Genomic DNA, 22,641 nt, shown 5'->3' on the forward strand with positions numbered 1-22,641 from the left:
TCAAACCTCAAACAGATTACTGCTGAAGCAACTCGCGCCGAAGCGCGGTTAACTGCTCGACAACCTCAGGATTGCGCGCCGCCAGATTGCGCCTTTGTTTGCGGTCTTTCTTGGCGTCATAAAGCTCTGGCGCTTGGCCTTCTGGCGCAATCAGCGCGTAATCGTCTGTCTGAATGGTCCATCCATAAATAGGATTGCCGCGTGCTTCGGACTTGGAGAAATGCTCGATATAGGTTGCCGGTCGATTTACGCTTCTGCCGGTCAGGGCTGCCGTCAGGCTATCGCTGTCGGTGGTGGTTGCGGATGATCCTGCAAGTCCAAGAAATGTTTCAAATAAATCGGTGATCTGCACGGGATCAGAGTTTCGTCCATTCGCGACACCCGGTCCTGAAAATACCAATGGCACATGCGTTCCACCCTGATAGATCGACCCTTTGGCATCCCTCGTCAGCCCCAATCTGCGTGAGACCTGAGAAGGTGTGCCATTGTCTCCTGCAAAGACAACGACCGTATTCTCACGCGTTTCGTCAGGCAGGGATGACAATAGGCGATCAACTTCAGTGTCGACCGCTTCCAAGGCGGCAAAATAGTGATTCCGCACGTCTGATCGACGTTCCGGTGAGGGGGACAGATTGCCAAAACTGTGCAGGTCATCCGGAGGTGAATGGAACGGAGCGTGTGGGGCATTGAGTGCGAGCCAAAGAAACCACGGTTGAGTTTGATCTTTGATCCAACTTTCTGCTTTGTCGACAAACGCTGTTGTTGTGTATTTGGTCACGCGCACAGGTGTGCCGTTTTCAAATCCAGACCAGTTTTCGTAGTCGCGTACTCCTCCACCGAATGGACCATAGTAATAGGGAATTCCAAGTGCTCCGGGGTGATCGCCATCTCGTCGATCAGAGGTGAGATGCCATTTGCCAATCACTGCAGAGGCGTAGCCGACATCGCTCAGATGATCGAATACGGTCTCGTAAGAGCCTGACAAACTGCCATTTTCACGCGACACAGGCGCTCCGACACCTGTACGGCTGGCGTAAAACCCAGTGATCATCGAAGCGCGTGAAGGAGAGCAGGTTGGATATGCATGTGCATTGTCAAAGACCATTCCATCGGCGCACAAGGCCTTCAATGTGGGCATGCGCACAGATTTGGTTGCTTCTGGAATGCAGGGGCTGACGTCGGCACCCATGTCGTCGGCCAAGATCATGAGGATATTTGGCTGAGAAAGGCCAACGGTTGGCAGGCCAGACAGGACTGAAACAGATAATAGTAAGCGACGCATGGCTCTCCCTTTTGTTTGGGATGATACGCGGCTATTTGGAATTTCCGTCGAAATTATTCGTCGACGTCATCGATATCTGCCTGACCTGTCAGCTGGCGACGCACAAGGCTCCAGCTGAGGCCTATCCCTAGGACGAGTGACAGCGCCAATACGCCGAGCCAAGTGTTTAGCGCACGATTCTCTAATGTCAGAATGCCCCAGTCATAAAGCACCCAGAGAAGAGCTGCGACGACGGCCAGGATAAGGAACATGCCAAAGCCACCGATGCTGCGCAGGGTAGCACGCAGGTAGATAATATAGCCGATAACCAGCAGGAGCCCCATGAGGACGGTGATTGGCGTTTCGGAGGCATAATTCATCATGCTCCAACGAACATAGTTGTAGTCCGTTGGATTGAATGTCAGCGCCAATAGCAGAAAGGCGAATATCCAACGCAGGAAATAGCCCATCCGGTCCCCCAATTTTTTCCTAGCATGTGCTTAAAATGATGGGCGATGTCTAGAGGTTAGACGGTTTTATGTAAGATTTTGATCTAAAGCGTGACAGGTTTGTCGAGCGACTTACCCCAAGAGAATATACGAAATCGCCTGTATTGAGGGTTATAGTAGGGGTCTTTCTGCACGATATCGACCACATCCTCAAAATCACACCCGCGCACAATCCACATGTCGCCACAGTAAGGAGCGCCCGGCATGGGGCGCATGCCACCCGCGATTTTGATGCGGTTCTCGTTGGCACGCAGAAATCCCATATGCGCGTCCCGATGTTTCCGCCGGTGATCATTCATTTCAGGTTCGTCTTCAAAAAGCACCACCCAGTAAGCATTCGGCATGAAAGGCTCCTTACTATCGGTCCAGATTACGAGAGGTTGCCCATCTTCATAGGGCCAGTTAGCAGAACGCTGTCATCCCAGCCATAGGTTATGTGATGTATCAAATGCCGCAGGTGCGATTAATGGTTTCACATATGTGTCACTGTCGCTAAAAGGGCGCGGGTTTGACTCTTGAAAGCAAGGACCGGATATGGCCAACGTTGTTGTCGTAGGCGCTCAGTGGGGCGATGAAGGTAAAGGCAAAATCGTGGACTGGCTCAGCGAACGCGCTGATGTCGTCGCGCGATTCCAAGGCGGACATAACGCCGGCCACACACTCGTCGTTGGTGAAAAGGTCTACAAACTGCACGCTCTGCCGTCCGGCGTTGTGCGCGGTGGTAAGCTTTCGGTCATTGGTAACGGTGTCGTTCTGGATCCGTGGCACCTGATCAAAGAAATTGAAACCGTAACAGCGCAGGGTGTGGATATCTCCCCTGAAACGCTGATGGTTGCCGAAAACACTCCGCTGATCCTGCCAATTCACGGTGAGTTGGATCGCGCCCGTGAAGAAGCGGCCTCAAAGGGCACCAAGATTGGTACCACCGGTCGCGGCATTGGCCCGGCTTACGAAGATAAAGTTGGTCGTCGTGCGGTCCGCGTTGCTGATCTAGCCGACGAAGCCACTCTGGAAGCCCGCGTTGACCGCGCGTTGCAGCACCATGATCCACTTCGCAAAGGTCTGGGCATTGAGCCAGTCGATCGTGACGCGCTGGTCGCTCAGTTGAAAGAGATCGCGCAGAAAATCCTGCCCTACGCGGCACCCGTCTGGAAAGTGCTCAACGAAAAGCGCAAAGCGGGCAAGCGTATCCTGTTTGAAGGCGCACAAGGCGCACTTCTGGACATCGACTTCGGCACATATCCGTTTGTGACCTCCTCCAACGTAATCGCGGGCCAAGCCGCGACAGGTGTTGGGATCGGTCCGGGTTCTATCGACTATGTGCTGGGCATTGTGAAAGCCTACACAACACGTGTTGGCGAGGGTCCATTCCCAACAGAGCTTGAAGATGAAGACGGTAACCGTCTTGGCACCCGCGGCCATGAGTTTGGCACCACTACAGGCCGCAAACGCCGTTGTGGTTGGTTTGATGCCTGTCTCGTGCGACAGACCTGCGCAACTTCAGGTATCAACGGTATCTCTCTGACAAAACTTGATGTTCTGGACGGCTTTGAAACTCTGAAGATCTGTGTTGGCTATGAGCTGGATGGCGAACGTCTGGACTATCTTCCAACAGCGGCCGATCAACAAGCGCGCTGCACACCGATTTATGAAGAGATGCCCGGCTGGTCCGAAACCACTGAGGGCGCGCGGAGCTGGAACGACCTGCCTGCGAATGCCATCAAATACGTGAAACGTGTTGAAGAACTGATCGAGTGCCCTGTCGCGCTGCTGTCCACATCACCGGAGCGTGACGACACGATCCTCGTTACAGACCCGTTCGCGGACTGATCCGGTGGCGATGTCCCATAAAGCCAAAAAACGCTGGGCGATCATCATTCTGGTGATCGGCCTGCCGGTCTATATGATCCTAGCATCGGTTCTTGCCACAACCTTTCTGGGGTGGCTTGGCCGTCCATCACTCTTGCTGGAACTTGTTATTTACATTGCTCTCGGGGTGATTTGGGTCTTTCCATTGAAAAACCTTTTCATGGGTGTTGGTCAGGCAGGTCCTGACGATGAGGAAAGCTAGACGCCATTTGAAGCGCAGCGCTTTCCTTGTAAGCCAATTGCCGGTATTTCTTTTGCAATAAATTGAAACACCGACACTGGCAGTCCTTTGACAAAATCTCTTGAGGCCATCAGCCGCAAACATGCGGAGGCCCATTTTCCAGAAGCTTTCGAAGAGGGGGCGTCTTGGAAGGTGAGCAAGCTCCATGCGCGAGAGGACGCGCAGGTCGCGCGTTGCGTGCTAAAACTTGTCGGTCCGGGCGTCGCATATAGTTTCAAGCACGAAAAATCTCCGGTAAACCGCCAAAGGTACGCGAAAGTTTTCCAGCATCAGCAAGACGCGTTTCAAAGATTTCCGAGAATCTCCGGTCTTGCGATGTCGGAGCCCATTCGGGTTGATGCAATGCGGCAGTGTTCCATCTTTCGTTATGTGGATGGTCATAATCTGCGTGATCACCTGACGTATTTTTGTCCGACGCGCGAGTTGCAGCTCGAAATGCTGGAAAGGGTGGGGAAGTGGCTCGATCATTTCCATCGCAGCAGCATAGAAGAACGCCGGAAGTTTCATCCGAATTGGACCAAGAACCGTTATCTGGACCTTCGGAATAGCGCAGAAGCTGGCCGATTGAAGGTGCCAGAAACGAAGCTTTTTACCGATTGCATCGATGTCATTGAGCGACTTGCGCCAGAGCTACGTGGCCAAGAAACCATTTCGGCACTGCCGCATGGCGATTTCCATGCGGGCAATTTGATTTGGGATGGCGAGACCTTAACAGGCATAGATCTAGGGTCTGGCGGTGCGACCCCTGTCGGACACGACATAAACAAGTTTCTAATTGATCACGTGCGGCGTTTCTGTTCTGTCGAAGAGCTCGCTCCTGGACAACTTCACCCCGATGACGTGAAAGAGGCCTTCTTCAGCGGCTATAAACTGGTGGAGCCAAGCGATCCAACAGTTCGTCTCTTTGCCCTTACCCAGCTGATCGAAACTTGGATGCTTATCCCTGATGACAAGCTGAAGCGTAGCGAGGCGAAGCAGACATGTCTGGCGCAGATCAGACCCATAGCCAAAAGCTTAGTTCAGGCGCAGGATCCTGGCAAAGTACTGAGGGTGCTTCTAACCAAGCGCTCTGTTGAGGCTGAGCGGAAGCGGGAACATGAATTTGTGCCGGTTCTGCGCAAAGCAGCACGACGCCGGGGGTTTGATCTCACGATCCGAGAGGATAGTGCGGGTGCGCGCCGCCTCGCCAGTCGCGCAAACGCCTACACTATGTTTCATATGTCTGAGCCTTTGGACCAAAACAGTCTGTGTTTCCGCAAATCTTATGCTGCTCCTTTCTGGCAAATTGCAAAAACCTCCGCGCGCTGGCGCTGGCCTGTGGCGCGAGCCACCTTCGACGCGAAATCAACGGAAGAAGCGCAGGCGTTTTTTACCCATTGGGCCAATCGGTTACACAATGTATCGAGCAAAACCATTCGTGATGATGGCTTCATCTATATGCCACTACAGGGTAAACTTTTATCGCATCGGGGGTTCCAAACACATTCGCCAGCAGAAATGATACAAGCGACTTTGGCGCGTACTAAACTGCCCATTCGGGCAACTCTTCACCCCAATGAAACCTATTCAAAGGCCGAGCTTGATCTGCTGAAAGAGATCAGCGCGCTCAATTCGAGGTTTTCATTGGTTGAACTTCCGATGGCAGAGGCCTTGGAGCGCTGCAGTTACGTTGTGACTGAAAACTCTAGCGCAGGTTTTCATGCGATGTTTTTTCAAAAGCCTGTGGTGCTTTTCGCCGACATCGATTTCCACCACATCTGCCTGCGCGTTGGTGATAAGGGGGCGGAAGCAGCGTTTGAGCAGGTTGAAAGCCACAATCCCGATGTTGCCAGCTATTTGCATTGGTTCTGGGGGAACCACGCCATCAATATTGAAGAAGGCAATGCTGGGGCGCAGCTTGCGAAACGACTAAGAAAACTCGGCTTCTAAACGAATAAGGCCGCCCAAATTGGGCGGCCCTCTCATTCGGTTATCGGAGCAGGTTACCCCGCGGCACGATCATCCGGTTTGAAATTGATCGCCTCAGAGACGGTGAACCGTCCGCCAGCAATCTTTTCAATCTTCTTGTCACGCAGAAGTTGGCCAAAGCTGCGCAGGCCCGCTTCACGCTCAAAGCGCTCATCGCCAACCTGATAAGCCAGACGCATCAGCATTGGGCGAGAGAACTTCTTACGACCTTCCACGAAGGTCAGGTAAGAGGCTGCCGCTTCCAGAACTTCTGGCAGCTGAGTTGCGCCCATGTTTTCGGCAAACTCAACAAAGTTGCTGGAGGCTTCATTTGCTTCAGCCGCCGCCAATTCATCTACGGAAACGCGACGCGGGCGGATGCCTGCAGGCTTCTCTTCTACTGGCGTATCGATGCGCTGCTCAGCAACCAGCTTCAAAGGAGGTGCGGACTTCGCCTTGCGAGGACGTACGGCTTCCGCCAGATCTTCGCGATAAGCTTCGGAGTTGTCTTCCTTCTCGAAAGACTTGCCCGCTTCCTTCTCTGCCTTAGTGGCCGCAACAGCTGCACGAAGATGTGCGATGGCGCTGCGACGACGGTTGCCTTCAGGCTCATCAAGCTTGGTATTGGCCTCTTCGATCAGACGATCAACTGCTTCTTCACCTGGCTCAACTTTGTCCAGCTTAGCGCGGCGCTCACGGCGCTTTTCGCGCTTGGAGGCGCTGTCATCTGCAACCACAGCATCAACGGGTGTTTCTTCAACCGGCGCTTCAACAGACTCCTCGATGATTTCTTCGATCTCATCTTCGATGGTCTCGTCTTCGATAACCACGTCTGTGGTTTCTGCCAGTTCGGCATCCACCATGGCCAGCTCAGCCATCAGGTCAGCTTCGTCTTCATCAGACAAAGACGTTGCCGGGGCTTCTTCAACAGCGCTTACTTCCGCTTCCTCTGCTTCGTCAGCCTCTTCCAGAACACCTTCAGAAACTGCGTCTTCAAATTCAGCGCGTTTCATGCGGATCACGCGAGCACGTGGCTTTGGCGCGTCTTGGATTGCTTCGACCTCTTCTTCGGCGTCCGCCTCAACCTCATCGGAAACTTCATCAGCTTCAGCGGCATCGTCGCTCAGATCGAGATCGATTGGGTCGGAGACATCAGCATGCTGATCTTCGATGTAATCGTCTTCCTCATCTTCAGAGGTCTCGGCGCGAGATACAACGGCACGGATACGACGCAGCTTTGCAGCGATGCTATCTTCTTCCGCTGGCTCTTCTTTAGGTTCAGCGTCGGCAAAGGCATCTTCGAAGAGATTAACAGTGTCTTCTTCTTCGTCCTGCTCGAACTGTTCGAATTCATCAGCGGTTTCTTCGGCTGCCGCGAAGAACTCTTCTGCAGCCTCTTCAACCTCTGCGTCTTCGATCGTGGCAACCTCAGTCGCCTCGTCTTCTACAGCTTCCTCAATCGCTTCTTCGGAAACATCCTCTTCAGGGGCTTCAGCAACGAGGTCTTGAACATCCAGATTCAGCGCCTCATCTACAGCGTCCGCTGTTTCCTCATCCGCTTCGACTTCAGCCACAGGCTCTTCAGCAACAACCTCTTCCTCTAGAGCCTCAACTGGGGCGTCTTCGGACTTGGCTTCGCTGGCAGGTTCTTCAGAAGGGGTCTGCGTTGCTTCAGCAGTTTCCTCAGCCACTGGTGGCTTGGCGCTCAATACGATAGCGCCAGCTTCGTGGCGAGCCTGTACGCGACGTTCGATTTCGCGTTCTGCGATCCGAGTCAGCATCTCTGCATCTGGGGTGGGCGGTTCTGCACCAAAATAGCGGTCGTCTGCGGCCAGATCCCGGAAGTACTCGGCAATCGCTTTCATGGTGTCGAAGGAATCGTCGAATCCCTCCAGGGTGCACGAGAATGTCCCGTACGACACCGTCAAAACTTTGTTATTGGTAACCATTGGATTCGGGTCCTTTGCACTACTCGGGAGCCTGTTTACCACGGGGAGGGTGACCAAACGTGACCGATTCTGTGCCTCTGAGCGTATCATTTTGGGGCCAAAATGGGGCAAACTAACTAGAATGGATGCTGAATGGCAGCTTGGGAGAGACGATTGTGATTGTACACAATGCTGAAGCAGTGACGCTGGTTGGGGCTGGATTGGCCACGGATGAAGAGATAAATCGCTGCGTTGAACTATCCTCTAAGGTGGTTGCGGCAGATGGCGGAGCAGCACATTGTTTGCGTGCTGGGTTGGTTCCTGATGCCGTGATTGGCGATATGGACAGCCTGGAGAAGACGCCCCTGGATGGAATTCCCTCTGAGCGCGTACATGCCATCTCAGAACAAGACAGCACAGATTTTGACAAAGCTTTACGCAATATTGATGCACCGCTGGTTCTGGGTGTTGGCTTTACGGGTGCGCGGCTTGATCACCAATTGGCTGTTTATAATGTGCTCGTGCGTCGGCCAGAAAAGCAGTGCATCATTTTGAGCGATACAGACATTGCCTTCCTGTGCCCGCCCGTATTGCGACTGCCACTGGCGCCTGAAACCCGCGTGTCGCTATTCCCAATGGGGCTCGTTGAAGGCACGTCTCATGGTTTGAAATGGCCTATCAATGGGCTCACATTTACGCCAGATGGCCGCATTGGTACCTCCAATGAAGCGACCGGGGATATTGAGATCACCATCACAGGTCCAAAGCTGTTGGTCATCCTACCTAAGTCTGAGCTGGAGTCTGTTGCGCAGTCGCTTTTGCGCTCTCCCGCAGATTGGCCTGCTCTCTGAAGATCACATAGAGTCCCGCCATTACTGAAATGCAGATGCCTGTTGCGGCAAGTGCATTTGGGAGATCTCCAAAGACAATGAAGCCAACCAATGTGGTGATCGGAATTTCTACATATGTCAGCGGGGCGAGCGTTGTTGAAGGTGCAAACCTGAGCGACCATGTCATCAAAAGATGTGCAGCGGTGCCAATCACGCCTGCGAGCAACAGGAGCCAAAGCGTTCGGCCCGTTGGCAACAGAAATCCAACTTCTGGCCAATTGAGGTGGCTGCCGACAAACATCAGTGGGATCATGACCACCACGGCCATATAGCCGCTGACCATTTGAATCGCGATTGGATCAGCTTGCTGAGCAATCTGACGGCCAACCAGCATGAAGACAGCAAAGGCCAAGGCTGTGAGAAGCGGCCAGAGGGCGGCTCCACCAACTTCAATGAAACTTGGTTGGATCACCAAAAGCGTGCCCACAAAGCCAACGCAGCAGGCCCCTAGGCGTCGTATCCCAACTTCTTCACCCAGAACAACTTTCCCAAGCAAGAGTGATAGGAACGGCATTACAAAGGCGATGGCGATCGCATCGGCAAGCGGCAGATAGCGGAACGCGATAAAAATCGAGCCCACCCCAAGGATGTGGCACAGGGTTCTGATCAGGATCAGACCATATTGTTTTCCTGTCATCGCCCGCAGCGATTTGGACATCACCACAATCGGTGTCAGAAGCAGAGCCTGAATGGCAAAGCGCCAGACAATGAAAAAGGCCACCGGCACCAGATCGCCCAAGAGTTTTACCACCGCGTCGCCAATAGGGGCGAGCAGACTGAAACCAAGCATCAGCAAGATGCCAAGAAGAGGGCGGTCATGTTTCATGCCGCGACGCTAGGTGTGAGGCGACTTGAAAGCAAGCGATGTGATTTCTGATATCGGCGGGGCTTGTGAAATTACGTCAATTCCATAAGTCTGATGCCGATTTTCGGAGGTGGACTATTGATTGGATACACAACGCTCGGGACAAATGATCTTGAACGAGCAGAGCATTTTTACAACGCGCTCTTTGAAACCATCGGCGTTAGCCAGATGTGGAGCCACAATGGGTTCATTGCCTGGGGGCGCAACCGGAGTGACCCTGCTTTTTGCATCACACGCCCATTCAATGATGGTGAGGCGACAGCCGGCAATGGCACAATGATCGCCCTACGAGTGGAATCCGAGGAGCAAGTCAACGCGATGCACGCTAAAGCGCTGGAGTTGGGCGGTGTTGACGAAGGTGCTCCTGGTCCGCGTGGGGACAATGGGTTCTATGGTGGGTATTTTCGTGATCTCGAGGGCAATAAATTGAACGCCTACGTCCCGGCTAAAGGCTTCTAGCGAGTAAAAGTCGGGCCGATCAAAGGACCGGCCCTAGTCTGTGACGCGCGCGACTGGAAACGCATACGCGCGTCGGGGACGGAGACCGCTTAGCGGTTCATTCGGTTTTCAATGAGGTCATCGACCACGGCGGGTTCAGCCAGTGTCGAGGTGTCACCCAAAGCGCCATAGTCATTTTCAGCAATCTTACGCAGGATGCGGCGCATGATTTTGCCGGACCGTGTTTTGGGCAGGCTAGGGGCCCATTGAATAAGGTCTGGGCTGGCAATCGGCCCAATTTCGGAGCGGACCCAAGTGCGTAGCTCTTTGCGCAGCTCCTCAGTTGGTTCTTCGCCAGCCATCAGAGTGACATAGCAGTAGATGCCTTGCCCTTTGATATCGTGCGGGTAGCCAACCACGGCAGATTCAGCGACCTTCGGATGCGCAACAAGTGCGCTCTCAACTTCGGCTGTGCCCATACGGTGGCCGGACACGTTGATCACGTCATCCACACGGCCAGTGATCCAATAATCGCCGTCTTCGTCGCGACGGCAGCCATCACCCGTGAAATAATAACCCTTATAGTCGGCGAAATAGGTCTGCATAAAGCGCTCGTGGTCGCCCCAAACCGTGCGCATCTGACCAGGCCAGCTGTCTTTGATGCAGAGGACACCTTCAACGCCATTACCTTCGATCTCATCGCCAGAAGCTGGTTCAAGAACAACGGGTTCAATACCGAAGAAAGGCTTCATGGCTGATCCCGGTTTGGTCGCATGTGCGCCGGGCAGGGGGGTCATCAAGTGACCACCGGTTTCGGTTTGCCACCAAGTGTCTACGATTGGGCAGCGACCGCCACCTACAACTTCGTTGTACCAGTTCCAGGCTTCTGGGTTGATCGGTTCACCCACAGTCCCCAGGACTTTCAGGCTGGACAGGTCGCATTTCTCAACGAACTCATTGCCTTGGCCCATAAGAGCGCGGATCGCGGTTGGTGCGGTGTAGAATTGATTGACCTTGTGCTTTTCGCAGACCTGCCAGAAGCGGGAGGCATCCGGATAAGTTGGCGTACCTTCAAACATCAGCGTGGTCGCGCCATTCGCCAGAGGTCCATAGACGATATAGCTGTGGCCCGTGACCCAGCCGACATCGGCAGTGCACCAGTAGACGTCACCATCGTGGTAATCAAATGTGGTCTCATGCGTCAGGCTGGCGTAAACCAGATAGCCACCAGTGGTATGCACCACGCCTTTCGGCATGCCGGTGGAACCCGATGTGTAAAGGATGAAGAGCGGGTCTTCCGCGTTCATTTCTTCTGGTGCGCATTCGGTTGAGGCTTCCGTAGCCTTTGCGTTGTAGTCGACGTCCCTCGCATCGTTCCAAGCAACATCTCCACCAGTGCGGCGTACCACCAGACACTTCACGCTGTCATCACAGCTCTCAAGTGCGATGTCTGCATTTGCTTTCAGAGGCGTATTGCGCCCCCCACGCGGGGCTTCATCGGCCGTAATAACCACTTTAGCTTCCGAACCATTAACTCGAGCAGACAGAGCGTCTGGCGAGAAACCGGCAAAAACGATGGAGTGAATAGCGCCAATCCGGGTGCAGGCCAGCATGGCGTAGGCGGCTTCCGGGATCATTGGCATATAAAGCACGACGCGGTCGCCTTTACCGACACCGAGGTCTTTTAGAACATTGGCCATTCGGTTGGTGCGACGGTAGAGCTCGTCGTAACTGATGTGCAGCGTCTCTTCGCCCAGATTATCAGGTTCCCAGATAATCGCGGTCTGATGGCGACGCGTCTCAAGATGGCGATCAATGCAGTTGGTAGACACATTCAACGTGCCATCAGCGTACCAATTGATATTTACGTTGCCATATTCATAGCTAACGTCTTTGACCTTGGTGAAAGGTTTGATCCAGTCCACCCTTTTGCCCTGTTCGCGCCAAAACGCTTCCGGGTCTGCAATGGAAGCCGCGTACATTTCATTGTACTTGGCTTCATCCACATGAGCATTGGCCGCCAGGTCGGCAGCAGGGGCAAATGTTTGTGAGGTCATCTTTGATCCTATTATTATTCTGCATGTCCTGCGTCCGGAGGAGGGCCGGGCGCAGGATTGCTCCTCCGCGTCAGATAGCCAGATATTCGGCGCGGAGTTCATCGTTTTCAAGCACTTCCTGCGCGGTACCGTCAAAGACAATGCCGCCGGTATCCAGGATCACAGCGCGATCAGCCAGTTCAAGGGCCCGGATAGCGTTCTGTTCAACGATGATTGTGGTGATGCCTTGCTCTTTGATGATGCGAAGCGTTTTTTCGATTTCATCCACGATCACAGGGGCAAGACCCTCATAAGGTTCGTCCAGCAAGAGCACTTTGATGTCACGCGCTAAGGCTCGGGCGATGGCTAGCATTTGCTGCTCACCGCCCGAGAGGGTGACCCCTTCCTGTTTCCGGCGCTCCCCAAGCCGTGGGAAGAGGTCGTAAAGGCGTTCGATTGACCACCCAATAGGAGGGGCGATTTGCGCAAGTTGCAGGTTTTCTTCAACGGTCAGCCCTGGAATGATTGAGCGATCTTCTGGGACTAGTCCGATGCCTGCAGCTGAAGCCTGATAGCTTTGCATTTTGTGCAGCGGCTGGTGATCGAGCCAGATTTCGCCATGAGTGACCTGTGGCTCATCCATGCGCGCGATCGAGCGCAGGGTCGAAGTTTTGCCGGCGCCGTTCCGGCCCAAGAGGGCTAGAATTTCACCTTCGTGCACGTTGAAGCTGATGTTTTGTACGATGTAGCTTTCGCCGTAGTAGCTTTCCATGTTCCAGACAGACAGAAAGGCCGGGGCGGTTTGCGCGTGGCTTTTTCCTTTGGAAAAATCTGCGGGTGCATTCATTTTAATGTCCTCCCTTACGCCGCTTCGCCAAGGTACGCTTCGCGCACTTTGGGGTGGCCCTTGATATTGTCTGGGGTGTCTTCAACAAGCGGAGTGCCCTGCGCCAGAACAGTGATACGTTCTGCCAGCGAGAAGACCACATGCATGTCGTGTTCAATGATGGCGATAGTAATGTCGCGCTCTTCTTTGATCTGCTTCAGCAGATCGATTGTGTTGTTGGTATCCGCCCGCGCCATGCCAGCGGTGGGCTCGTCCAGCAATAAGAGCCGGGGCTCCTGCGCAAGACACATACCAATTTCCAGACGACGTTTATCACCGCGAGACATAGCGGCCGCGTGCATTTCGCGTTTGTCTGCCATGTTCATATCGACCAGCATCTTCTCTGCCGCTTCCACGATCTCCTTTTCGGACATCATGTTTTCGATGCCATGCAGGCGAAAGGCGCCATCACGTTTGGCAAAGATCGGGATCATCATGTTTTCCAGAACGCTGAGATCTCCGAAGATCTCTGGGGTCTGAAACACGCGAGAAATACCCATCTGATTGATCTGATATGGCGTGCGCCCCAGAACAGATTGGCCATCAAACATGACCGAGCCAGTGTCCGGGATCAGCTTGCCCACGAGACAGTTCAGCAGAGTGGATTTGCCTGCACCGTTTGGCCCAATGATGGCGTGGACTGTGTTTTCTGCCACATCAAGGTTCACATCTCCCAGCGCTTGAAGGCCACCGAAGCGTTTCCCCACGTCTTTGACTTCTAGAATACCCATCAGTCGCTCTCCTTATTCCGCAGGGGTGGTTTTGGTGGCAGGTTCTTCAGACCGGCGATTGAACATCTTGCGAATGCGCTGCCCGCCTTCGACCAGACCGCCTGGTAGGAAGATCACAATAGCCATGAACATCAGACCCAGAGTCAGGTGCCAGCCTTTGCCGATGAAGGGGTGGATGATGGTCACCATGAAGTCTTCAAGCCCATCGGGCAGGAAGGCAAACCATTGATGCAGCAGGTTGTCATTGATCTTAGAGAAGATGTTCTCGAAGTATTTGATCAGACCTGCACCCAGAACTGGGCCGATCAAAGTGCCAACACCGCCAAGGATGGTCATCAGAACCACCTCACCAGAGGCTGTCCACTGCATGCGCTCTGCACCCACCTGAGGGTCCATCGCAGCCATCAGTCCGCCTGCAAGACCGGCGTACATGCCTGAGATCACGAAGCAGGCCAGCATATAGGGGCCGGTGTTCAGGCCCGTATAGTTCATACGCTGCTGGTTCGACTTCACCGCTTTCAACATCAGACCAAAGGGGCTGCGGAAGATGCGGATTGCCAGATAGAAGGCCACCAGCATCATGAAGCCACAGATGTAGTAGCCCCAGTTGAAGGTCCAGAGCCAGCCAGCCACGGGCAGTTCAAAGCTAGAACTGACTTCCATGCCAAAGAGGGATGGTTTCGGGATGTTGCCATCCACAGATGAGCCACCTCCCAGGAATTGCGGCAGAATGCGCGGATCGTTGAGGTTTGTCTGAAGGCCAGTTTCACCGCCAGTGATCGGTGTCAGAACAGAAGCCGCGAGCGCAAAGGCCATCTGAGCGAATGCCAGGGTCAGGATCGAAAAGTAGATGCCTGAGCGTCGCAATGAAATCCAACCAATGGCCAACGAGATGACACCGGCGATGATGGTAGAAAAGATGATCGCAGGGATCACGTTGATCGACAGCAGCTTCATCATCCACATGCCAGCATAGGAGCCTGCACCCAGGAAGGCAGCGTGGCCGAAGGACAGGTAGCCAGTGAGGCCAAAGAGGATGTTAAAGCCAATCGCGAAGATTCCGAAGATCACGAAGCGCTGCATCAGATCTGGGTAGCCTGCATTGAACTGCGCCAATCCAGAGCCTTCAGGGAAGGGGTTCAAGATGATCGGTGCAAGCAGCACGAGCGCTGCGACGATCAGGAGAAGGGATGTGTCTTTTTTATTGAGACCAAACATGAATTAGTCCTCCATCACACCGCGGCGACCCAAAAGGCCCCGTGGACGCGTTAGCAGAATGACGATGGCTGCGAGGTAGATGACAACCTGATTCACACCGGGCAGCAGCTCGATGACTTGGCGCATGGAAGCAAAGCTCTCCAGCACACCCAGAACAAAACCCGCCAGAACCGCACCGGGCAGAGAACCCATGCCTCCGACAACAACCACAACAAAGGAGATCACGAGGAAATCCATGCCCATGTGGTAGTTGGGTGAGTTAATCGGCGTGTACATCACGCCTGCCAGACCAGCGACAGCGGCGGCGATACCAAACATGATGGTAAAGCGGCGATCGATGTTGATGCCCAGCAAGCCAACCGTTTCCCGATCTGCCATGCCAGCACGTACTACCATTCCAAAGGTGGTGAATTGCAGGAAGGCAAAGACGGCACCAATCAGGATCATCGCGAAGCAGAAGTAAACGATCCGCCAGTATGGATAGATGATTGCACCGGGCTCAAAGCCCACAAGCGCACCGAAATCCAAAGAACCGACAAAAGCCTGTGGGGCAGGGGCCGGGATCTGGTTTGCACCGAAGTAATACTTGATGATTTCCTGCAGAACGATAGCCAGACCAAAGGTCACAAGGATCTGATCCGCATGAGGACGCTTGTAGAAGTGTTTGATCAGTCCGCGTTCCATCAGAACGCCGATGCCAATCATGACAGGGATCGCAAACAGAATGGAGAGTGGGACCGCCCAGTCTATGATCGTGGCCCCCGTCGTTTCCCCAAAGATGTCGTAGATGTAAGGCACATCGACTTTCAGCGGATTACCCAAAAAGTCTTTTCTAGTCGGGTCCACGACCTCGTGGCTGAGCGTAAGCAGCCGGCTTAGGGTGACCGTGCAGAAGGCCCCAAGCATGAACAGCGCCCCGTGGGCGAAGTTCACAACACCTAGGGTGCCGAAAATAAGAGTAAGCCCCAGCGCGATCAGCGCATAGGCCGAGCCCTTATCGAGCCCGTTTAGGATTTGAAGAATAATTGCGTCCATGATCCCCACCGTGGATTTGGTGTGTTGGGCATCTCCTCCCCAGGGAGAAAGGAGATGCCCTCTCCGTCGCTTAACCGTGTGTGTGAAACAGCGCTGGGTCTGTCGGGAACCCAGCGCCGAGGGAGGTTATGCGCCCGGGTTGCAGGAACCCAGCTCGCCACCGAAGATCGACGCGTCATAAGACACTTGCGCCGCCGGGGTAACGTCAACGATTTCGAGCAAGTCGAACTCGTTGTCTGGGTTCTCTTTACCTTTCACGACCAGCACGTCTTTGAAGCACTGGTGATCTTCGGCACGATAGAGGGTTGGGCCGTTGCCCAGACCGTCGAACTCGTAGCCTTCGAGAGCTTCTGCAACCGCACATGGGTTGAAGGAGCCCGCACGCTGGACTGCATCTGCATATAGGAGCGTCTGACAGTAAACGGTGTGCGCCGCCTGAGATGGTGGGAAGCCGTATTTCTGGCCGAAGGACTGAACGAAGGCGTTGGTGCCTGCGTAGCGAGAGCCCGCCACATTTTCCAAGGACCAGTGCCAGTTGGTGGATCCGAAGATACCAGCAACGTTTTTACCAGCACCACGTGCCATCAGACGGGAATAAAGCGGTACGATGATTTCAAAGTTCTTACCATTCGCCTCTGCTGCACGCAGACCAAACTGAACCGCAGAGGTCAGCGAGTTCACCATGTTGCCGCCATAGTGGTTCAGAACCAGAACGTCCGCGCCGGAGTTCAGAACTGGTGCCACATAGGACGAGAAGTCTGTTTGTGCGAGTGGTGTTTTCACCGCTGCAACAGTTTCCCAGCCCATAGCTTCTGTAGATGTGCGTACCGCTTCTTCTGTGGTGTAACCCCAGTTGTAGTCCGCGGTCAGGTGATAGGCTTTACGATCCTTGCCGTAGTTCTTGGCCAAGATTGGCGCAAGCGCCGCACCAGACATGTAGGAGTTAAAGAAGTGACGGAAACCATTGGCTTTCTTGTCTTTACCAGTGGTGTCATTGGAGTGGGTCAGACCTGCCATGAAGATGATGCCAGCTTCTTGGCAAAGCGCTTGTACAGCAACCGCAACACCAGAAGAAGAACCACCGGTGATCATCACTGCGCCATCTTTTTCGATCATGGAGCGAGCAGAAGCGCGCGCTGCATCTGGTTTGGTTTGCGTATCACCGGTGACGAATTCAACCTTTTTGCCCAGAATGCCTGAGCCATTCAGCGCTTTGGAGCTGAAGGTGTTCATCATGCCGCCGTCGCCACCACCGTTAAGGTGCTCAACCGCCAGCTCATAAGCGCGCAATTCGTCTGCACCCTCATCCGCATAAGGACCGGTTTGTGGAACGTTAAAGCCAAGCGTCACGGTGGAACCGGTTGGTTCGTTAGTGAAGGCAGAGGCAGAGCTCGCAGTAAAGATTGTTGGAACGGCAAGACCCGCACCAGCCACCGCACCTGTTTTCAGGACGCCGCGACGAGAAACAGTCGTTTTAGACATTATTTTCCTCCCTTTGGAATGTTGCACTGACCGGCTCCTCTTCCGTTCAGTACGCGCATTTACATGCCATTGCATTTTCGTGGGAAATCAGAAAACTTATCAATAAGAGCCCGTAACAAAAGAAAAAAATTGTAAAATTTCTTTCTGGAGTTAGGGTTGGTTTGTAAAGTTATTATTCTGCCGTGCAGAAAGCCGTTGAAATGACGAGGAAATGCGATGCCGGAAAACAGACTGATCGGAAGTCGGATACGCGAACGCCGTGCTTTGGCAGGAAAAAGGCAGGCGGAATTGGCCAAAGCGGTGGGAATCTCACCGAGCTATCTCAACCTGATCGAGCATAATAAGCGAAAAATCGGTGGCAAACTCCTGATCGATATTGCCCAGGAATTGGATGTTGACGTTGCGTTGTTAAGTCAGGGTGCTGAGGCAAACCTTGCTGCCAGTCTGCGTCATGCAGCAGATGATTGGCCGGAAGTGGAACCTGAAGTCGATAGGATTGACGAGTTTGCCGGACGGTTTCCAGGATGGGCTCAGCTGGTGACATTGGGGCACGAACAGGTCATGAAACTTGAGCGCGTGGTAGAGGCATTGTCAGACCGAATGGCCTACGATCCGCTGCTTTCGACTTCGATGCATGAAGTCCTGTCAACGGTAACAGCCATTCGCTCAACCGCGTCAATCCTGGCAGAGAACAAAGAAATCGGACCTGAATGGCAGGCGCGATTCCTGCGCAATATCAATGAAGATAGCGCTCGCCTGGCCGAAAGCGCTCAGGCTCTCGTTCATTTCTTGGATGCGGGCAGCGAAAATCCAGCCGCAGCAGCGACACCTCAGCAAGAGATTGAGCAATTCCTAAGTGGACACGGTTACAATTTCCCGGGGCTTGAAACTGCGACCGGCGACCCAGAGGCGCTGATAGCCGATGCGGATGAACTCCAGACCGTCGCGGCACGCAAGCAGGCCCTGGAGCTCTTGGAGCAGTATAGTCGAGACGCCGCGAAAATGCCTATGACAACTATGAGATCAGCCATTCAGGCCAATGGGTTAGACCCTTCAAAACTGGCAACGCTTTTCGAAGTGTCACCTGGAACGGCACTCCGTCGGCTGGCGATGATGCCGGCTGATGTGCTGAACGTTGATGTGGGGCTTGTGGTCTGTGACGCGCCGGGGAGTCTGCAGTTTCACCGTAAGCTGGAAGGCTTTGGCGCTCGTCGTTTTATGGCGACACGTGCGCAATGGCCGCTGTTTGAAGCGCTAAGTCGACCTATGCAACCCATTCGCAGGACTGTAGAAGTGCCTGACTACGAGTTTCAGAAGTTTGAGTGTTTTGCGGTGGCGGAACCTATCAACGCGATGAGTTTTGACGAGATGCCAATCTATGTCGCTTACATGCTGATCGTGCCATCAGCCTATTACCAAGGCAGTGAAGGGCAGGTGAAATAAGAGTTTAGTCTCAATGTGCGACCATTTGGGTGTTTGAAAACACTTGGTTTTTGAGGCGTGGTGGATAAGAATATCTGAACGCGAGCTTTTGCAATGGGGAGAGAGGCATGGGCAAGCGAGTTCTTCTGATCGAGGATGAACCGAATATTATTGAAGCGATCAGCTTCATCCTATCAAGAGATGGGTGGGACGTTGCCACGCATTCCAATGGCCACACGGCTGTGGAGGCGATCAAGCAGCGTGAGCCGGACGTGATCATATTAGATGTCATGCTTCCGGGGCGAAGCGGATATGAAATATTGAACGACATCCGTGGGGATGACGCATTGAGGGTATTGCCTGTATTGATGCTGACTGCGCGCGGGCAATCTAAAGACCGAGAAATGGCTGAAAAGGCCGGGGCGAACATGTTCATGACTAAGCCCTTCTCGAATGCGGATGTCTTAAATGCAGTGAAGGAACTCGCCGCGTAATGCGCGGGCCGCGTTCATCTGTATTCTTAGAACGGCAGACTTACCGCCGCCGGCGTCTGATTGACTGGATCAAAATGCTACCTCTGATCGGGCTGGTCTTATGGCTGGTCCCGCTTCTGTGGACGACAGAGGGAGCAGATCAGGTCTCAAGTGCGGATGCGATCATCTATATCTTTGTGATCTGGTTTATTTTGGTTTTGGCCAAGGCACTTTCAGCGCGCGCTTTGAAAGATGTCGACGGCGAGGACAATAAGGCGAGAAGCGACAATGGGTAGTCTGAACGCATTGGTCGCCGTTTGTCTGATCTACGTGGCTTTTCTGTTTGGTGTCGCCTTTGCCGCGGAGCGGGCGACACTGCGCGGGAAGGGGGCGTGGCTGCAATTGCCACTGGTCTATACGCTGTCGCTTTCGGTCTATTGTACCGCTTGGACGTTTTACGGTGCCGTTGGTTATGCGGCGCGATCTGGATTGGAATATCTGACCATCTATATCGGCCCGTCCCTTGTCTTGTTTGGTTGGTGGTGGTTCCTGCGCAAGCTGGTTCGGATTGGGCGCAGCCAGAGGATTACCTCTATCGCGGATATGATTTCCTCGCGTTACGGCAAGTCTAATATGCTGGCTGTAGGCGTCACAATCCTTGCCGTCATCGGCACCACACCCTACATCGCATTGCAGCTACAGTCTGTAACCACAAGTTTCGCTGTCTTCTCAGGTGCTCCCGGTGGGGCAAGTGACCTGTCAGCTACTGCGTTATGGGTCGCTGGAGGCCTAGCAGTTTTCACGATTATTTTCGGAACGCGCAACTTGGATGCCAATGAACGCCACTATGGTGTTGTGATGGCGATTGCTGTGGAAGCTGTCGTCAAACTCTTTGCACTATTGGCTGTGGGTGTCTTCGTGGTCTGGGGAATCGCGGATGGTCCTTCCGATATTCTAGCGCGCATCGAAGCATCCAAGATTGCCAAATGGGAAATCCAAGGTGGACGCTGGGCGGGGCTGATATTCCTATCTGCGGCGGCTGTTCTATGCCTTCCACGCATGTTTCAGGTGATGGTCGTAGAAAACGAAAACGAGGATCACCTGCGCACGGCCAGCTGGGCTTTCCCGGCCTATTTGATGGTGATGAGTCTGTTTGTTGTGCCAATTGCGGTCGTTGGCCTCGACTTGATGCCTGCAGGATCAAACCCGGATATGTTTGTTCTGACGTTGCCTTTGGCCACCGGCAACGAAGGACTTGCTATGCTGTCCTTCTTGGGGGGCTTTAGCTCTGCAACATCAATGGTCATCGTGGCTGCAATTGCACTCTCGACCATGGTTTCAAACCACATTGTGATGCCAATCTGGCTCTCGCTGTCCGGTGGCGTGCGCGCGAGCATTTCCGGTGACGTGCGTGGAGTCGTGCTTTTGTCGCGTCGCGTATCAATCGCGGTGATCCTGCTGCTTGGCTATATTTACTACCGGTTCTCCGGTGGTGGTACTGCGCTCGCCTCCATCGGTTTGATCTCATTCGCCGGGGTTGCGCAGTTCCTTCCGGTACTTGTTGGCGGTGTGTTCTGGCGAGGGGCAACTCGCGTTGGTGCGCTTGTCGGGTTGACGGTTGGCTTTGTGCTCTGGGCCTATTGCTTGTTGCTGCCGAGCTTTGGTGACAGTGTTCTCCTCCCGCTGTCTGTGATGGAATCCGGTCCGTTAGGCATTGGGTGGTTGAAACCGCAGGCGCTCTTTGGAATCAGCGGGTTAGATCCGCTTATTCATGCGATTTTCTGGTCAATTTCTTTGAATGCGCTGTCGTTTTTCCTGGTGTCTATGCTGGGGGTTCCATCACCATTGGAACGCCTTCAAGGTGCTCAGTTTGTAAATATCTTCGAGCATTCCTCGCGCGCGCCCAGCTGGACAGGTGGCGTTGCGAAGTCTGAAGACCTGATGATCATGGCGCAGCGTATTATGGGGGCACGCGAAGCCCAAACCCTCTTTGAGCGGGAAGCGACACAGCAGGGTTTGACCGGGGTGTTGCCTGAGCCAAACTCTGATTTCCTTCAGGTCTTGGAGCGTGAATTATCGGGCTCTGTCGGGGCGGCGACGGCCCATGCGATGATTGGGCAAATTGTCGGCGGCGCATCTGTTTCGGTGCAAGACCTGATGGCTGTGGCAAATGAAACCGCACAGATCATGGAGTATTCCAATCAGCTTGAAGTGAAGTCGGAAGAGCTAGAACGCACTGCCCGACAGCTACGACGGGCAAATGACAAGTTGCTGCTGGTCTCAGAACAGAAAGATGAATTCCTAAGCCAGGTCAGCCATGAGCTGCGTACGCCAATGACCTCAGTCCGGGCGTTTTCGGAAATCCTGAGAGATAGCGAGCGTCTGAGTGCGAGTGAAAAGCGAAAATATGGTGGGATCATTCACGACGAGGCGGTGCGTCTCACACGGCTCTTAGATGATCTGCTTGATCTAAATGTTCTGGAAAACGGTGGCGTCTCGCTCAATACCCAGCGCGCGCGCCTGGATACCTTGCTTGATCACGCCATTAAAACAGCGGTTAGCGGGGCCGAAACCGTGCTGCGGGTTGAGAAGGCCAATGCTGCTCATGTGGAACTTGAAACCGATGTGGATCGTCTTAGTCAGGTGTTCATCAATGTGATCCGAAATGCGCAGAAATACTGCGATGCGAAAGAGCCGATCCTGACCATCACGGTCACCGAAGAAGACGAGCGCGTGTTAATTGATTTTGCTGACAATGGCACCGGCATCGAAGAAGCATCACAGGAACTGATCTTTGAAAAATTCGCGCGAGTGAATCAGCAAAAAGCAGGAGGCGCCGGGCTTGGTCTCGCGATTTGTCGAGAGATCATGCAGCGCCTCGGTGGTGAGATCAGTTATCTGCCAGGGCAGGGTGGCGCGGCGTTCCGCGTCACCATTCCGCAAAGGCTACGTCAGGCGGCACAGTAGTCCGGTCAGGGATCAGGACTGTGAAAGATACTCTAGCTGAGGGCGTAGGGCTTCCAGATGGTAGCCACCTGCCGCCGCCGCATTCAGCAGGGTGTCAGCGTCCAGAGTATCCGCGTGACCAAACATCCAAGCAACAGTCGAGCGCGTGCCAGAGGCACAATAGGCCAACACTTTGCCTTCCGCGCCTTCCAATGTCTGTCTTTGCAGCTGCAGTCGATCCGCCGTCATTGTTTCATGCGTCAGCGGATTGACAATGAAATCCAATCCCGCTGCCTTTGCGGCAGCTTCGATCACTGTCGCATGGTGCGATGGCGGGATTTCTACATCCGGGCGGTTGCAAATCACACAGGTATAGCCTGCGGCGACGATTTCCGGGATGTCTTCGGCAGCAATCTGCGGGGACACCGAGTAGCGTGGCGTGATTTCGCGAATATCCATGGCGA

21 protein-coding genes are annotated in these 22,641 nt (G+C 53.9%); 9 read left to right on the forward strand and 12 right to left on the reverse strand.

Going from position 1 to position 22,641, the window contains the following annotated elements:
• Positions 1-16: 16 nt before the first annotated feature.
• From M0D42_RS03310 to M0D42_RS03320, 3 genes are all read right to left on the reverse strand, one after another.
• Positions 17-1,282 (reverse strand): sulfatase-like hydrolase/transferase, encoded by a 1,266-nt coding sequence (locus tag M0D42_RS03310; protein ID WP_265020186.1) that lies wholly within the window; start codon positions 1,280-1,282, stop codon positions 17-19.
• Between the two features lie 53 nt (positions 1,283-1,335).
• Positions 1,336-1,731, reverse strand: a complete 396-nt coding sequence (locus M0D42_RS03315; protein WP_265020187.1) for a DUF6524 family protein — start codon at positions 1,729-1,731, stop codon at positions 1,336-1,338.
• An 83-nt stretch (positions 1,732-1,814) separates the two neighbouring features.
• Positions 1,815-2,114 (reverse strand): YciI family protein, encoded by a 300-nt coding sequence (locus M0D42_RS03320; RefSeq protein ID WP_265020188.1) that lies wholly within the window; start codon positions 2,112-2,114, stop codon positions 1,815-1,817.
• Positions 2,115-2,304: 190 nt separating this feature from the next.
• Here M0D42_RS03320 and M0D42_RS03325 point away from each other — a divergent pair, with 190 nt between their 5' ends.
• From M0D42_RS03325 to M0D42_RS03335, 3 genes are all read left to right on the forward strand, one after another.
• On the forward strand, positions 2,305-3,600 hold the full coding sequence (locus M0D42_RS03325; RefSeq protein ID WP_265020189.1) for an adenylosuccinate synthase: 1,296 nt from the start codon (positions 2,305-2,307) through the stop codon (positions 3,598-3,600).
• Positions 3,601-3,610: 10 nt separating this feature from the next.
• Complete coding sequence (locus tag M0D42_RS03330; RefSeq protein ID WP_265021087.1) at positions 3,611-3,841, forward strand: DUF2842 domain-containing protein; 231 nt, start codon at positions 3,611-3,613, stop codon at positions 3,839-3,841.
• Between the two features lie 354 nt (positions 3,842-4,195).
• A complete protein-coding gene (locus M0D42_RS03335) occupies positions 4,196-5,809 on the forward strand; it encodes a phosphotransferase (protein ID WP_330221186.1) in 1,614 nt (537 codons plus the stop codon).
• A 53-nt stretch (positions 5,810-5,862) separates the two neighbouring features.
• Here the strand turns inward: M0D42_RS03335 and M0D42_RS03340 are convergent, their stop codons facing one another.
• Positions 5,863-7,776 (reverse strand): hypothetical protein, encoded by a 1,914-nt coding sequence (locus tag M0D42_RS03340; protein ID WP_265020190.1) that lies wholly within the window; start codon positions 7,774-7,776, stop codon positions 5,863-5,865.
• Positions 7,777-7,931: 155 nt separating this feature from the next.
• Between M0D42_RS03340 and M0D42_RS03345 the strand changes: the two genes are divergently transcribed.
• Positions 7,932-8,606 carry a thiamine diphosphokinase gene (locus M0D42_RS03345; protein WP_265020191.1) on the forward strand — a complete coding sequence of 225 codons (675 nt, stop codon included), beginning with the start codon at positions 7,932-7,934 and terminating at the stop codon, positions 8,604-8,606.
• Here M0D42_RS03345 and M0D42_RS03350 read toward each other — a convergent pair.
• Positions 8,539-9,471, reverse strand: a complete 933-nt coding sequence (locus M0D42_RS03350) for a DMT family transporter (protein WP_265020192.1) — start codon at positions 9,469-9,471, stop codon at positions 8,539-8,541. The two genes, M0D42_RS03345 and M0D42_RS03350, sit on opposite strands and share 68 nt — an antisense overlap.
• 117 nt (positions 9,472-9,588) lie before the next feature.
• Between M0D42_RS03350 and M0D42_RS03355 the strand changes: the two genes are divergently transcribed.
• Positions 9,589-9,969: a VOC family protein gene (locus M0D42_RS03355; RefSeq protein WP_265020193.1), complete on the forward strand. Its 381-nt coding sequence runs from the start codon at positions 9,589-9,591 to the stop codon at positions 9,967-9,969.
• 89 nt (positions 9,970-10,058) lie between these two features.
• Here the strand turns inward: M0D42_RS03355 and acs are convergent, their stop codons facing one another.
• From acs to M0D42_RS03385, 6 genes are all read right to left on the reverse strand, one after another.
• Positions 10,059-12,005 (reverse strand): acetate--CoA ligase, encoded by a 1,947-nt coding sequence (gene acs, locus M0D42_RS03360; protein ID WP_265020194.1) that lies wholly within the window; start codon positions 12,003-12,005, stop codon positions 10,059-10,061.
• A 70-nt stretch (positions 12,006-12,075) separates the two neighbouring features.
• Positions 12,076-12,831: an ABC transporter ATP-binding protein gene (locus tag M0D42_RS03365; protein ID WP_265020195.1), complete on the reverse strand. Its 756-nt coding sequence runs from the start codon at positions 12,829-12,831 to the stop codon at positions 12,076-12,078.
• 14 nt (positions 12,832-12,845) lie between these two features.
• Entirely contained in the window at positions 12,846-13,601 is a 756-nt protein-coding gene (locus M0D42_RS03370) for an ABC transporter ATP-binding protein (protein WP_265020196.1), read from the reverse strand.
• A 12-nt stretch (positions 13,602-13,613) separates the two neighbouring features.
• Positions 13,614-14,819, reverse strand: a complete 1,206-nt coding sequence (locus tag M0D42_RS03375; RefSeq protein WP_265020197.1) for a branched-chain amino acid ABC transporter permease — start codon at positions 14,817-14,819, stop codon at positions 13,614-13,616.
• Positions 14,820-14,822: 3 nt separating this feature from the next.
• Positions 14,823-15,854 carry a branched-chain amino acid ABC transporter permease gene (locus M0D42_RS03380; protein WP_265020198.1) on the reverse strand — a complete coding sequence of 344 codons (1,032 nt, stop codon included), beginning with the start codon at positions 15,852-15,854 and terminating at the stop codon, positions 14,823-14,825.
• A 126-nt stretch (positions 15,855-15,980) separates the two neighbouring features.
• Positions 15,981-17,336, reverse strand: coding sequence for a substrate-binding protein (locus tag M0D42_RS03385; RefSeq protein ID WP_265020199.1), 1,356 nt, complete (start codon positions 17,334-17,336; stop codon positions 15,981-15,983).
• Positions 17,337-17,552: 216 nt separating this feature from the next.
• On the opposite strand from M0D42_RS03385, the gene M0D42_RS03390 reads away from it, so the two are divergent.
• The 4 genes from M0D42_RS03390 (at position 17,553) to M0D42_RS03405 (ending at position 22,198) form a co-directional block, all read left to right on the forward strand.
• Positions 17,553-18,779, forward strand: coding sequence for a helix-turn-helix domain-containing protein (locus M0D42_RS03390; protein ID WP_265020200.1), 1,227 nt, complete (start codon positions 17,553-17,555; stop codon positions 18,777-18,779).
• 107 nt (positions 18,780-18,886) lie between these two features.
• Positions 18,887-19,252, forward strand: a complete 366-nt coding sequence (locus M0D42_RS03395; RefSeq protein ID WP_265020201.1) for a response regulator transcription factor — start codon at positions 18,887-18,889, stop codon at positions 19,250-19,252.
• Positions 19,252-19,527: a hypothetical protein gene (locus tag M0D42_RS03400; protein WP_265020202.1), complete on the forward strand. Its 276-nt coding sequence runs from the start codon at positions 19,252-19,254 to the stop codon at positions 19,525-19,527. Before M0D42_RS03395 ends, M0D42_RS03400 begins: the two co-directional genes overlap by 1 nt.
• Positions 19,520-22,198: an ATP-binding protein gene (locus M0D42_RS03405; protein WP_265020203.1), complete on the forward strand. Its 2,679-nt coding sequence runs from the start codon at positions 19,520-19,522 to the stop codon at positions 22,196-22,198. The genes M0D42_RS03400 and M0D42_RS03405 overlap by 8 nt, the downstream gene beginning before the upstream one ends.
• A gap of 12 nt (positions 22,199-22,210) precedes the next feature.
• Here the strand turns inward: M0D42_RS03405 and M0D42_RS03410 are convergent, their stop codons facing one another.
• Positions 22,211-22,636, reverse strand: a complete 426-nt coding sequence (locus tag M0D42_RS03410; protein WP_265020204.1) for a TIGR01244 family sulfur transferase — start codon at positions 22,634-22,636, stop codon at positions 22,211-22,213.
• Positions 22,637-22,641: the final 5 nt, after the last annotated feature.

Origin of the sequence: Cognatishimia activa, from assembly GCF_026016445.1 — a bacterium.
In the GTDB taxonomy this organism is placed as follows: Bacteria; Pseudomonadota; Alphaproteobacteria; order Rhodobacterales; family Rhodobacteraceae; genus Cognatishimia; species Cognatishimia activa_B.

What these genes read in the sequence shown, in the direction of transcription:
- M0D42_RS03310 (WP_265020186.1), bottom strand. Translation starts at nt 1,282, where the DNA reads ATGCGTCGCTTACTATTATCTGTTTCAGTCCTGTCTGGCCTGCCAACC.
- M0D42_RS03315 (WP_265020187.1), bottom strand. Translation starts at nt 1,731, where the DNA reads ATGGGCTATTTCCTGCGTTGGATATTCGCCTTTCTGCTATTGGCGCTG.
- M0D42_RS03320 (WP_265020188.1), bottom strand. Translation starts at nt 2,114, where the DNA reads ATGCCGAATGCTTACTGGGTGGTGCTTTTTGAAGACGAACCTGAAATG.
- M0D42_RS03325 (WP_265020189.1), top strand. Translation starts at nt 2,305, where the DNA reads ATGGCCAACGTTGTTGTCGTAGGCGCTCAGTGGGGCGATGAAGGTAAA.
- M0D42_RS03330 (WP_265021087.1), top strand. Translation starts at nt 3,611, where the DNA reads ATGTCCCATAAAGCCAAAAAACGCTGGGCGATCATCATTCTGGTGATC.
- M0D42_RS03335 (WP_330221186.1), top strand. Translation starts at nt 4,196, where the DNA reads ATGTCGGAGCCCATTCGGGTTGATGCAATGCGGCAGTGTTCCATCTTT.
- M0D42_RS03340 (WP_265020190.1), bottom strand. Translation starts at nt 7,776, where the DNA reads ATGGTTACCAATAACAAAGTTTTGACGGTGTCGTACGGGACATTCTCG.
- M0D42_RS03350 (WP_265020192.1), bottom strand. Translation starts at nt 9,471, where the DNA reads ATGAAACATGACCGCCCTCTTCTTGGCATCTTGCTGATGCTTGGTTTC.
- acs (WP_265020194.1), bottom strand. Translation starts at nt 12,005, where the DNA reads ATGACCTCACAAACATTTGCCCCTGCTGCCGACCTGGCGGCCAATGCT.
- M0D42_RS03365 (WP_265020195.1), bottom strand. Translation starts at nt 12,831, where the DNA reads ATGAATGCACCCGCAGATTTTTCCAAAGGAAAAAGCCACGCGCAAACC.
- M0D42_RS03370 (WP_265020196.1), bottom strand. Translation starts at nt 13,601, where the DNA reads ATGGGTATTCTAGAAGTCAAAGACGTGGGGAAACGCTTCGGTGGCCTT.
- M0D42_RS03375 (WP_265020197.1), bottom strand. Translation starts at nt 14,819, where the DNA reads ATGTTTGGTCTCAATAAAAAAGACACATCCCTTCTCCTGATCGTCGCA.
- M0D42_RS03380 (WP_265020198.1), bottom strand. Translation starts at nt 15,854, where the DNA reads ATGGACGCAATTATTCTTCAAATCCTAAACGGGCTCGATAAGGGCTCG.
- M0D42_RS03385 (WP_265020199.1), bottom strand. Translation starts at nt 17,336, where the DNA reads ATGTCTAAAACGACTGTTTCTCGTCGCGGCGTCCTGAAAACAGGTGCG.
- M0D42_RS03390 (WP_265020200.1), top strand. Translation starts at nt 17,553, where the DNA reads ATGCCGGAAAACAGACTGATCGGAAGTCGGATACGCGAACGCCGTGCT.
- M0D42_RS03395 (WP_265020201.1), top strand. Translation starts at nt 18,887, where the DNA reads ATGGGCAAGCGAGTTCTTCTGATCGAGGATGAACCGAATATTATTGAA.
- M0D42_RS03400 (WP_265020202.1), top strand. Translation starts at nt 19,252, where the DNA reads ATGCGCGGGCCGCGTTCATCTGTATTCTTAGAACGGCAGACTTACCGC.
- M0D42_RS03405 (WP_265020203.1), top strand. Translation starts at nt 19,520, where the DNA reads ATGGGTAGTCTGAACGCATTGGTCGCCGTTTGTCTGATCTACGTGGCT.
- M0D42_RS03410 (WP_265020204.1), bottom strand. Translation starts at nt 22,636, where the DNA reads ATGGATATTCGCGAAATCACGCCACGCTACTCGGTGTCCCCGCAGATT.